General features: G+C 43.0%; 7 protein-coding genes. All 7 read left to right on the forward strand.

The window, feature by feature from the left end:
* Positions 1–22 precede the first annotated feature (22 nt).
* Complete coding sequence (proS, locus tag NQ518_RS03380; RefSeq protein WP_227205140.1) at positions 23–1,504, forward strand: proline--tRNA ligase; 1,482 nt, start codon at positions 23–25, stop codon at positions 1,502–1,504.
* 16 nt (positions 1,505–1,520) lie between these two features.
* A complete protein-coding gene (locus NQ518_RS03385) occupies positions 1,521–3,209 on the forward strand; it encodes a putative transporter (RefSeq protein ID WP_227205142.1) in 1,689 nt (562 codons plus the stop codon).
* Between the two features lie 1,034 nt (positions 3,210–4,243).
* Positions 4,244–7,429, forward strand: coding sequence for a SusC/RagA family TonB-linked outer membrane protein (locus tag NQ518_RS03390; RefSeq protein WP_227960885.1), 3,186 nt, complete (start codon positions 4,244–4,246; stop codon positions 7,427–7,429).
* Between the two features lie 15 nt (positions 7,430–7,444).
* Complete coding sequence (locus tag NQ518_RS03395; protein WP_227960883.1) at positions 7,445–9,058, forward strand: RagB/SusD family nutrient uptake outer membrane protein; 1,614 nt, start codon at positions 7,445–7,447, stop codon at positions 9,056–9,058.
* 31 nt (positions 9,059–9,089) lie between these two features.
* On the forward strand, positions 9,090–10,250 hold the full coding sequence (locus NQ518_RS03400) for a SusE domain-containing protein (RefSeq protein WP_227960881.1): 1,161 nt from the start codon (positions 9,090–9,092) through the stop codon (positions 10,248–10,250).
* A 110-nt stretch (positions 10,251–10,360) separates the two neighbouring features.
* Positions 10,361–11,527, forward strand: a complete 1,167-nt coding sequence (locus NQ518_RS03405; protein ID WP_227960879.1) for a glycoside hydrolase family 76 protein — start codon at positions 10,361–10,363, stop codon at positions 11,525–11,527.
* A 225-nt stretch (positions 11,528–11,752) separates the two neighbouring features.
* Positions 11,753–12,925 (forward strand): IS4 family transposase, encoded by a 1,173-nt coding sequence (locus tag NQ518_RS03410; RefSeq protein WP_227208630.1) that lies wholly within the window; start codon positions 11,753–11,755, stop codon positions 12,923–12,925.
* Positions 12,926–13,012 lie beyond the last annotated feature (87 nt).

Genomic DNA, 13,012 nt, shown 5'->3' on the forward strand with positions numbered 1-13,012 from the left:
AATAACTATTCATCAAGATAACATGGCAAAAGAATTAAAAGATTTGACCAAAAGGTCGGAAAACTATAGTCAGTGGTATAATGATTTGGTTGTTAAGGCCGATTTGGCTGAACAATCGGCAGTGCGTGGCTGCATGGTCATCAAGCCATACGGCTACGCCATCTGGGAAAAAATGCAGCAACAGTTGGACAAGATGTTTAAGGAAACGGGAGCACAAAATGCTTATTTCCCACTTTTAATACCCAAATCATTCCTGAGTCGCGAGGCTGAACACGTGAAAGGGTTTGCGAAAGAATGTGCGGTTGTTACACACTATCGACTTAAATCATCAGAAACAGGCGACAGTGTGGAAGTTGATCCCGCTGCAAAACTGGAAGAAGAGCTGATTATTCGCCCTACCTCAGAAACCATTATATGGAATACATATAAGAACTGGATACAATCTTGGCGCGACCTGCCATTGATGTGCAACCAGTGGTGCAACGTCATGCGCTGGGAAATGCGTACACGTCCATTCCTAAGAACATCAGAATTTTTATGGCAAGAAGGCCACACTGCCCACGCAACGCGTGAGGAAGCGGAAGAAGAAGCACAGAAGATGCTCAAGGTATATGCCGACTTTGCTGAACAATGGATGGCCGTTCCCGTAGTGCAGGGTGTGAAGAGCGAAACCGAACGCTTTGCAGGAGCCTTGGATACTTATACCATTGAGGCCATGATGCAAGACGGAAAAGCATTACAGAGCGGTACCAGTCATTTCTTAGGTCAAAACTTTGCCAAATCATTTGATGTCACCTATTTAAATAAGGAGAATAAACCAGAATATGTGTGGGCGACAAGTTGGGGTGTATCTACACGACTGATTGGCGCACTCATCATGACCCACTCTGATGATAATGGTTTGGTATTGCCTCCAAAGCTGGCCCCCATACAGGTCGTCATTATTCCAATCGCTAAGAATGAGGAGCAGCTCAAGGCCATTTCTGATAAGCTGAATCCGTTTATGGAGGACATGAAAAAGCTTGGCATCACCGTGAAATACGATGACAGCAACAACAAACGTCCGGGATTCAAGTTTGCGGATTACGAGTTAAAAGGTGTTCCTGTGCGCCTGGTTATGGGTGGCAGAGATCTTGAAAACAACACGATTGAAGTGATGCGCCGCGACACTTTAGAGAAAGAAACCATTCCTGTTGAAGGATTGGCCGACTACATCAATAAGCTGCTTGACGACATTCAAGCAAACATTCTGAAGAAAGCCAAAGACTATCGTGACGCTCATATTTATGAATGCGATAACTATGACGAGTTTAAGGAGAAGATAAAAGATGGTGGTTTCTTCCTTTGTCACTGGGATGGAACCGAAGAGACCGAGGCCAAGATTAAAGAAGAGACACAAGCAACCATTCGCTGTGTCCCATTTGGCTTTGAACAAACACCAGGTGTAGACATGGTTTCAGGTAAACCAGCTAAACATCGTGTTATCATTGCTCGCAGCTATTAATTATAAAACCACAGACATGGACTGGATAATTGAATTGTTTACCAACAACGAGTCAGTTGCGCACATTGTTTTACTCTACGCAAGTGTCATCGCTGTTGGCGTTTTATTGGGAAAAGTTAAGATAGGTGGCATCTCTTTAGGCGTTACCTTCGTGCTCTTTGCCGGCATTGTTGCGGGACACATTGGATTCACCGCACCTGTCAGTCTGCTGACATTCATTCAGGATTTTGGTCTGATTCTATTCGTTTTCTGTATCGGATTACAAGTAGGTCCTGGCTTTTTTGAAAGTTTCAAACGTGGCGGTGTCACCCTCAACATGCTTACCACAACGGCTGTTTTGCTCAACATCGCCGTGATGTTTGCCTGTTATTTCATCTTTTTCGACACCTCTGATGTGACCAATCTGCCCATGATGGTAGGAACGCTTTATGGCGCTGTAACCAATACACCTGGATTGGGAGCTGCTAACGAGGCGCTTACCTCCGTTTTTACAAATGGTAACGTTCCACAAATAGCCAGTGGTTATGCCTGCGCTTATCCACTTGGCGTGTTGGGTATCATCGCTGCAACCATTGCCATACGCTTCATTTGCAAAATTAACTTGAATGAAGAAGAAGACAAACTGATGCAAACAGAAGAAGACAACACGTCTGTCAAGCCGTGCCAAATTCGTCTTAGCGTGGACAACACCTACATCGAGGGACGATCGTTGCACGAGATTTCAGAATTCCTGAATCGAGAATTCATCTGTTCGAGACTGAAACACGATGACATCATCCAGATACCAAATGGTGAAACCGTGGTGCACAAAGGCGACGAGATGCTCATCGTTTGTGCTGAGTCAGACGCTGAGGTCATCAAGAGCTTTGGACATGTTGCAGAGTTGCCTTGGGTTGAAGAAGAAAAGAAACAACCTATGATTTCTAAACGAGTAGTCATTACGAATCCGTCGATGAATGGAAAGGTACTGGGCAAGATGCATTTCTCCAGTATTTACGGTGTTAACATCACGAGAATCACGCGTCAGGGCATCGACTTGTTTGCCAGTCACGACCTTCACCTGCACGTAGGCGACCGCATCATGATGGTAGGACATGAAGAAAACGTCAATCGCGTAGAACGCATGATGGGCAACTCCATGCGACGACTCAACGCACCTAACATTGCAACCATCTTCATTGGTATCTTTATAGGAATCCTGTTTGGTAGTTTCCCCATTGCCATTCCTGGCATGCCTGTCCCCATGAAACTGGGTCTTGCAGGCGGTCCGTTGATCATCGCTATCTTGATTGGGCGCTATGGCTATAGAATGAAGCTTGTGACTTATACCACAACATCGGCTAACATGATGCTGCGTGAGATTGGTTTGGTTCTTTTTTTAGCCAGTGTGGGTATCAAAGCCGGAGATGGATTTGTTAACACAGTTATTCAAGGTGACGGATTGAAGTACGTCTACACAGGTATTCTGATCACCGTCATTCCCATTCTTATTGTCGGCACCATTGCCCGTTTGAAGTATAAATTCAACTATTTCACCATTATGGGCATGATAGCAGGTACATATACCGATCCACCTGCGCTGGCATACGCCAATCAAGTTTGTTCGCATGACGCACCATCAACGGGTTATTCCACTGTTTATCCGTTAAGCATGTTCCTCCGAATCTTCACAGCTCAGCTGATTGTTCTGTTCTGCTGTGGATGATGTAAATTAGGATATTACCCTTTCTAAAATTAATTTAGCATATAAGTCAGTCTGCAAGATGTAAACTTCATCTTCAACAACTCTTACTGCAGAATGATTTATATGCTAAATTAATTTCACTCGTTTAACTTAAGTACTTATGATATGATCTATCAACCTACCTTATAGATGGAACGTATCAACCAAGAATAACTGAACCAACAAGTACTTTATATTTCTATTCAAATTTGTTTTTACTACATCACTGCCGAACATTATTAATAGAATACTGCACAAATCAATGTCCGCTTTTTTTATCAAAAAATAGCTCAAAAACGGCACTTAAAAACTTTCAATCTAGAAAAAATCAATAGGCTTGCAGGAAGCACATCATTCATTATTTTTCCTAAAAATCGATTTCATTGCACAAAAGCAATGAGCTTATTCGATAAAAGGCAACACTTAATCAGTCATGTAACATGCTTTTGGATGGCAAATGCTTGTTAATTGCGCGCTAAAAACAATGTTTTTAAGCTTAAACAGTTTGAAAAACAGATCAGAAAATCTTTGTTTTAGCAACAACTCGTTGATTAACAGATACATAAACAAATCGCTCATATTTGCCGTATTTGCAATCGTAAGTTTGTTTGTTTGCAAATACGCCAAAGAATAAGATGTTCGTTGTCAAGAAAATTCATCATAACTACTAATTGCTTTTTCATTCAGCCCACGAATGAAAAGCGTTCGCATGAAATCTTCGACAACATGTCTATCGCTTACTGGCTATGAATGCCTGTCTGCGCTTTGTTTGAGAAAAGTCGCTGGAATTTGAGCTTAAAGTCAGCTATTTATTTCTGTTTACCAACTTTTTATCTTAATTTTGCATCCTACTATTCTAAGACATTTGTGAAAAATGACTTTAGAAAAGCTATTACTAAATGCATAAACTAGATGACGAACTAAACTGGAAATTGATTTCTAATCAACTTCAAAACTGTGTTGTCAAAAGCATAACAATAAAATAAGTCTAACAATTTTAATTTAAAAGTAAACAAATGAAAAGCAAACAAGGCAGTAAGCTGTACTTGTGCTTGTGTGTTTCGCTGTTCTCTATCTCTCCCAGTGCGTATGCAACGGTGAATACAGGACAGGGGAAGAACACCATTGATAAGGCTGTTCTAAAGAACGAAACACGGCAGTCACTAACCATCAGTGATAAGCAACAAGACAACAATCAGCTTGTAAAAGGAACAATTGTCGATGTGAACGGCGAACCCATTATCGGGGCTACCATCAAGGTGGTAGGCAGTAATGAGGGTGCCGTGAGCGATATCGATGGTAATTTCCAAATCAATGCACCTTCACAGGGCAAGTTGCAAATATCCTATGTAGGGTACGTAGATCAGGAAATCAACATTCAAGGACGTAAGAATCTACAAATCACCCTAAAAGAAGACCAAAAAGTATTGGATGAAGTGGTGGTCATTGGTTATGGCACTACCACAAGACGCAGCATTACGGGTGCGGTTGACCAGGTGAAAAGCGACATCTTAGAAAACAAGCCTGTGGCTAATGTCACACAAGCTTTGCAAGGTGCTGCGCCCAACTTAATCATTCAACGTAAGAGCTATAACCCCAATGGGGAGAACACCAACCTGAACGTGCGCGGTATCAGCACCACCAACAGTAACTCTCCCCTGATTGTTATCGATGGATTGGTGACCAATGAAGGCAGCTTGAATGACCTGAACCCTAATGACATTGAGAACATCTCCATCTTAAAAGATGCAGGTGCCGCTGCCATCTATGGATCTCGTTCATCCAATGGTGTCATCCTGGTAACCACTAAGAAGGGACGAGTTAATGAGCCTACGCGTGTTCGATTGAACACCGCAGTGGGATGGGAAGACCCTGATATTCTGTTTACGCCTGTAAAAGGTTACCAAAATGCAACGCTAAAGAATCTGGCATTGACCAACTCGGGCATGACACCAGAGTTCACTCCTGAACAGATTCGTGACCTATACGAACACAGAGATGAGGAAAACTGGTTCATGAATCAAATCTTCCGTACAGCCTTGCAACAGAGCCATAACTTAAGTGTTTCAGGTGGTAGTCAGAAAACCACTTACATGGTAAGTCTGGGTTACTACGATCAGGAAAGCAACTATGTTGGGAATGATGCTTTTGGCATACAACGCTATAACTTACGTTCGAACATTACGACCGAAGTTGGACGCTTCAAGATTCAGGCCTTGCTGGCCTTTACGCGCAACAATAGCGTGTCGACTACCGGTGGAAGCTTGGAAATTGATGCTACGCGTGTTCCTCCTTATTATTATAATCAGCTGAAATCTAATGGAAAATATTTGCTCAACAGCTACCTCACCGAGTTTACTCCATTGGGTAACCTTGAGGCTGGAGGAACCAACAAATACCGCAATAACGATTTTGTAGCCAACCTTAATGCCGAATATAAAATCATTGACGGATTGAAGCTACGTGGCGTTTTTGGCGTTGACGTTGCCGGACAATCGCGTTATACCCGCACATTGAGGGTACCTTATTATTATAGTGCCGACCAGGAGAAGCCATCGCGTTACGGTAATGATAAGAACTATACCGAAAACTGGAATTATGATTCGTACATGATCAACACGCAGTTGTTGCTCGATTATAACAAAAGTTTCGGTGACAACAATGTAAGTGGTTTGTTGGGTGTTACCAATGAGTCGGAGACAGGTCGCGGAAACCAGGTCAGAATAGACTATGCCAATGCCGATCTGGGTACATCTGCCAGTGACAAGGCAGAGATTACAACCAGTAATGGTTCTCATGTCTTCCCGGAAGATATGAGAAGAACCAGTATTACATCCGTATTGGGTCGCCTGGCTTATAACTATCGGGAACGTTATTATGCTGAGATTAACTTCAGATACGACGGCTCTTCCAAGTTCGCCAAAGACTATCGTTGGGGATTTTTCCCATCACTATCCTTGGGATGGAGAATCTCTGATGAACAATGGATGAAGAGCTATCAAGAGCATGTGGGCGACTTGAAGATTCGAGGGTCTTATGGTGTCCTAGGAAACCAAACCATCGGAATTTATGACCGATACACCATTTACAACATGTTCAACAACACCTATGCTTATAACAACAAAGAAGTAACCGGAGCGGGCTTTGTGCTTGGTACCGATAAGCTGAAATGGGAACGGACAAGAACCTTCAATATAGGTTTTGATGCCACATTCTTCAAAAACAACTTGACGGTTTCTTTCGATTACTTCAACAAGCGTACAGTTGACATCTTAATGAAGCCGGTTGTTCCTTCTGTATACGGAACCGTCCAAAATATGGATAATCTTGGTGAGGTTAGCAACCGCGGATGGGAGCTGGCACTGAACTATCGATTGCAGTCAGGTGATTTCGTTCATAACTTCATGGCAAATATTGGAGACAACTTCAATAAGTTGGAAAAGTTTCCTAATGAAGAACAAATTACACAGGCCGACGAGATTTATATTCTTAAGCGTGTAGGTGTACCTTTGGGCTCATATTATGGATATCGCACTGACGGTTTCTTCAAAAGTTATGAAGAGATAGAAGCCTCTGCCCTACCCGTGGGTTTAACCGTTCAGCCCGGTGACAATAAATATGTAGACCGCAACAACGATGGCATCATCGACCCTAAAGACCGGTTCATACTGGGTAATGCATTTCCACGCTACACCTTCGGTTTCAACTACGCTGTTGCCTGGAAAGGATTCGATTTCAGCCTTTTTGCACAAGGTGTAGGCAAGCGTGACATGGTTGTACGTGGAGAATTGCTCGAACCCTTCCACTCTAATTACTCGTATGTGATTTTCAAACATCAGCTGGATTATTGGACTCCAACCCATACAGATGCAAAATATCCTCGGTTGAGCGCACCGGGATCTACCTCTACAGCCAATAATTTCCGTTTGGGATCAGACATGTACTTGCTCAATGGCGCCTACCTTCGTTTGAAAAACATCACACTGGGTTACACATTGCCTAAGGCTTGGACAGATAAGATGTCAATGCAGAAACTAAGAGTGTATGTCACTGGGCAAAACCTGTTTACGTTCAGTAGCTGTTCATTCATCGACCCAGAGTCTTCTGAGTTCAACAACCAGATGAGAAATGGCGGTGCCAATAGTGGGCGCAACTACCCTACGCTGAAGTATTATGGTTTTGGTTTAGACATTGAATTCTAATTTGGAGGAACGAAAATGAAGAAAATAAAATATTTGATAACATGCTTTATAGCTGTATTCATACTGGCTGGTTGCAACGGAATGGACAACGAGCCAACGAACAGCTACACAAACAAATCCTTCTGGACATCCATTGACAAGGCACAGTACATGCTCAATATGGCATACAACCAGTTGTACAGTGCCGGAAAAATGTGGCAAGACGAAGCTTTGAGCGACAATGTGTTCCAAGGACGTGGATTCACTGACCAACGAACCATTCGCAATGGTATCGCTGACCCAGCCACATCTATCTTTGCCAACGAGTGGAGTAATCTCTATGGCGGTATCAAGACCACACATGTCATCTTGGAAAACATCGATAATTTGGATGCACCGGAAGCAGTGAAGAACAACATGAAGGCACAAGCCCGATTCATCCGTGCGTCACTCTTCTTCCGTCTAACTAATTTCTATGGTGACATTCCATTTTTCACCAAAGACATCACGCTGGAAGAAGCGAATACGATTAGTCGAACACCACGTGCAAAGGTCATCGAATTCATTCATCAAGAACTGGACGACATCTTGCAGTATTTGCCCACCCGTGACCAACTTTCTGCAGAGGAAAATGGCAAAATCACCCAGGCTGCCGCATTGATGCTCCAAGCACGTGTCTACCTTTATGACAACGACTGGGCCAATGTAGAAAAGTATACCGGACAAATTATGGATGGAAGTCATGGAACTTACAAATTGTTCCCTAACTTCAGCGGATTGTTTGAAAGTGAGAACGAATACAATGCGGAGGTCATTATGGACTGTGCTTATGTTCCCTCTACCCGCACTTGGGGTGAGATGAACGATATGGCTCCACTCTCTAAAGATGCTCGCGTTATCTCTACGGCTCCAACACAGGAACTAGTAGACAACTTCATTACACTCGATGGAGATCCTATCAGCAGTTCTAAAACCTACAACGAGGCTCGTCCTTATGTCAATCGCGACCCTCGTCTCACCGGAACCGTTATCTACGATGGGTACGATTGGAGTGGAAATATCAAGGATGGCTCTGTTGGTGAGATTATCTACACCAATCCGAAGAAGAACACCCCCGATGGATATAAAGGGCTCACGGGCAACTCTTCGGCAACAGGCTACTATGTTCGAAAATACTACGACAAGCATCATGAAGCAGGTATGGCCTCAGGTTTAAACATCATTACCATGCGTTATGCCGACGTACTCTTGATGTATGCAGAAGCCATGAACGAACAAGGAAAGATGACTGCCGAGGTTTGGAACAAAACTATTCGTCCCATCCGCGAACGTGCCGGCTTCACAAAGCCAAAAGCTCTTAACTTCCCAGCAGAACAGTCACAGGAAGAAATGCGCCAGACGCTGCGCGTAGAACGTCGTTCAGAGCTTGCTTTAGAAGGTTTAAGATGGTTTGATATCAAACGATGGAAGGCCGGAACCGAATATCTCAATGGCTACATGCATGGTGCCAGATACGGAACCAACAACACCTACATTCGTTTGGACAATTATCAGTTCCTCGATGCGCGTGACTACCTATGGTCAGTGCCTCAGTCACAGATGGACATCAATCCAAACTTGAAGCCAAACAACCCCGGATATGCTAACTAATAACAAGAATAAAGATAATACATACAAAATTATGAAAACAAAAATATTTTCATCCCTGCTTATGATCAGTGCCCTTTTTCTTGGCACGTCATGCACAGAAGACATGGAGTATAAAGATGTAAACGTTACAGCTGTCAAACAACTCATGTCGCCAAAAGACGGACAGACCGTACAACTGAAAGCTTCTGAAACGGCAACAACCTTCTTTGAATGGTCTTCCGCCTTGGCCGAAGACGGTAACACACCACTGTACGAAGTATTGTTCGCCAAAGAGGATGGCGATTTCTCAACGCCTGTTTACCGCATTACTTCTGACAACAACGGCTCTCGTAATTATGCAACCATCAGTCATAAGAACCTTGATAAGATTGCATCGTTGGCCGGATTGGGAAGTGGTGAGACCGGAACCTTGAAGTGGACGGTTGTATCATCACGTGGCATCAATCAGGTAACCAGTACAAAAGTGCGCACCATTAAGATCACTCGTCTGTTAGGTTTTGCAGAAATTCCTACGCAACTGTTCATCACCGGCGAAGGTTCTGAAGGCCACAACGACGTGAACAAGGCATTGGCATTCTCGGCACCGAAGAGTGGTGAATTCGAGATTTTCACCAAATTGGAAGCTGGTAAACCCTATTATTTTATTGACAACAAGAAAGATGAACCCCGAAAATTCTTCATTGATGGCGCTACTCTGAAAGAGAGCAATGCTACATTGGGTACGGCTACAGTAGCCGAAACGGGTGTGTATCGCATCAATCTCGATTTCTCCATCGCAACAGCTAAGCTTTCAAAGGTAGAGAGTGTAGGCTTCTTCTTCAGTCCTAAGAATACTGTAACCATACCTCTAGCATACCAAGGCAACGGAACATGGATCGGTTCGGGGGCTACACCGTTCAAACAAGAAGGTTGGGGACGTGATCAACGTTACAAATTTGAAATGGTGCTCGAGAAAGATGGCGTACGGTCTACTGTCCATTGGGGTCCTACCAACGCCGGACTTGATAGTGCTCCTGGAGACGCCGAGGCTGATTCATACTACGAAATGAAGGAATACAGACCTTCACAATGGGATCAGAAGTGGAAGCTTCAAAACAAATTTGACACGGAGAAGACTGGTAACAAGTCAAAGTTTACATTCTACCTTAATGGCGATGGTGCATACCGTCACACTGTAGAGATAGCAAAATAATGGAAAGAGGTAGAGGACGAGCTATTACATTGGTTGACATTCAACCAGCCAACTGCACAAGCTGACAGGCCCTTCCTCTACCCCACTCATTGATAATAAATAAGCATAAAATGAAAAAAACATTTCTATATCTATTCCTGTTCGTGTTAGGAGCATCAACCTGGCAGTCATGTTCTGACATCGAAGATGAATATACCTATGGGCGTGATCAATATACTATTGATTGGAACGCAGCTGCCGACAGTGCAACGTCATCGCTCATCAAGCATTTCTGGGATCAGAAAAATCATTATTTTGTATATCACGCCGACCGCTTTGAGCTCGGTCACGATAATAATTACTGGCCACAAGCGCATGCCATGGATGCGGTCATCGACGCCTATCTGCGTACGAAAGACGCCAAGTATTCACAATTGTTCGACCAATGGTTCGAAGGTATCAAAGCTGCAAACTTCTCCAATCCCGGACGTAATTATCTAAACGACTTTTATGATGATTCCGAATGGATTGCACTCACCATGCTACGCCTCTACGAAGCGACGAAAGATACCAAATATCTCGACGCCACAAAGGAGCTTTGGACCTGGATCAAAGGCGGATGGAACGAGCTGGGAGAAGGTGGCATCGCCTGGGAACGAAAGAAGAATCAACACAGCAAGAATGCTTGCTCTAACGGCCCAGCAGCCATTTTGGCAGCTCGGTTATACTGGACAACAAAGGATGAAAATGATTTAAACTGGGCAAGAAAAATCTACGAGTGGGAAAAACAAACCCTCTTCAATCAAGCTACAGGTGCCGTTTATGACAACCTGAACACAAAAACAGGCGAACTGAACACCATGACCTTGACCTACAATCAAGGAACGTTCGTGGGTGCTGCATACGAGTTGTACAAGCTCACTGGCGACGACATTTACTTGAACGATGCCCGCAAAGCGGCTTATTACTGCATCAGCAATGCCTCGATGATTGATATTGGCAATAATATATTGCGCAACGAGGGCGAAGGCGATGGCGGTTTGTTCAAAGGTATCTTTATGAGATACTTCACACAGTTGGTTTTGGAACCCAATTTGAATGCTGCTTATGCCAAGAAATTCACCACATTCTTGGACAACAACGCAGAAGTGTTGTGGCGCAAGGGTGTCAACAAGAAGGTCATGCTCTTTGGACCCAACTGGGCTTTGGCTCCAATTGGAACCACACAGCTTACCTCACAAACATCGGGGGCTACCTTGATGGAAATGAGAGCCTATTATGAAAAGAACAAAAAATAACGCTATAGTTTAGCTTTTTCAGATATTCATATATAGCTAAACCATAGAAAGTTATTAACACCAAACGGCAGGATGCATGATATCTTGCCGTTCACTACTGTCCACGAAAATCTTTTAATAATCTCTTGAAACGCCTATAAATACAAGCTTGTAGGAGATAAAATAGACTCCCTACTTTTGAAAAGAGTATCTTTGCCACAAATTACAATTTGAAAGCAGATACTTATGAACAAAGGTCGATACGTATTTTCACAGCTGTGCGACTTTCTGCCGACAGACCATTTCAAATGGTTGATAAAAAAGTATGAAGGTAATAAATATGTGAAGAGTTTCACTTGTTGGAATCATCTGATGGTTCTTCTATTTGGTCAGTTGTCTAATCGTGAGGGATTACGAGACCTTATTGTAACCATCACTCCGTTCAAGTCAGCGTTCCACCATCTTGGTTTTGGAAAGAATGTCAGTAGAAGCAATTTGAGCAAGGCCAATGAAATACGCGAAGTCAAGATATTCCAAGAGTTTGCAGACAAGATGGTTTCCATAGCAAGAGAGAAACGAGGAGTCGTCAAGGACTTCTTCATATCGAACAATGTCTATGCGTTTGACTCCTCAACAATATCATTGTGCCTTTCTGTATACTGGTGGACTAAACTGCATCATGGGAAAGGAGGAGTGAAATTGCATGAACTGTATGACGTGAAGACAGACATTCCGACATTTTCTGTCATTACAGACGCTTCAGTTCACGATTCTCAAGTGATGGAGCTAATTCCCTATGAGAAAGAGAGTTTCTATATATTTGACAGAGCGTATATGGCAACTAGGAAACTTTATATAATAGAAGGAGCAGAAGCTTACTTTGTCGTGAGAGAGAAGCATAAAATGCCGTTTGAGGTCATAGAGGATAAAGAATACAACAACCCTTCATCTGGAATTATGGCTGACCAAATTATACGTTTCAAGGGATACAAGACTAAGAAGCAATATCCAAATAAACTTCGACGAGTGGTATTCTATGACTATGATGGTAATAGGACATTTGTATTTTACACGAACAATTTTGAAATTACAGCGGAACAGGTTGCTATGCTTTACAAATACAGATGGAGAGTAGAACTGTTCTTCAAATGGCTGAAGCAACATCTGCGCATCAAAGAGTTTTATGGAACCTCGGAGAATGCTGTAAAAATACAAATCTATGCAGCTATCATTGCATATTGTCTTGTCGTTATCGTACAAGAATGTATGGGGCTAAAGCTTCAAACCTATGATGTTCTAAGAATTTTAAGCACGGCATTGTTGACAAAAATGCCATTGTGTGACTTGCTCATTGAACAGAAAGAGGAAGAATTTACTGAAGGAAAAAACCTGCAGCTCTGCCTCAATTTTGATGGGTAACTATCAATTTGTTACTTTTTGAAATGTTAAAGGGTTTTCGTGGACAGTAGTGCTTGCCGTTTTTATATTTCTTATGACTGCCAATAG

Source organism: Hoylesella buccalis ATCC 35310 (assembly GCF_025151385.1).
Taxonomy (GTDB): Bacteria; Bacteroidota; Bacteroidia; order Bacteroidales; family Bacteroidaceae; genus Prevotella; species Prevotella buccalis.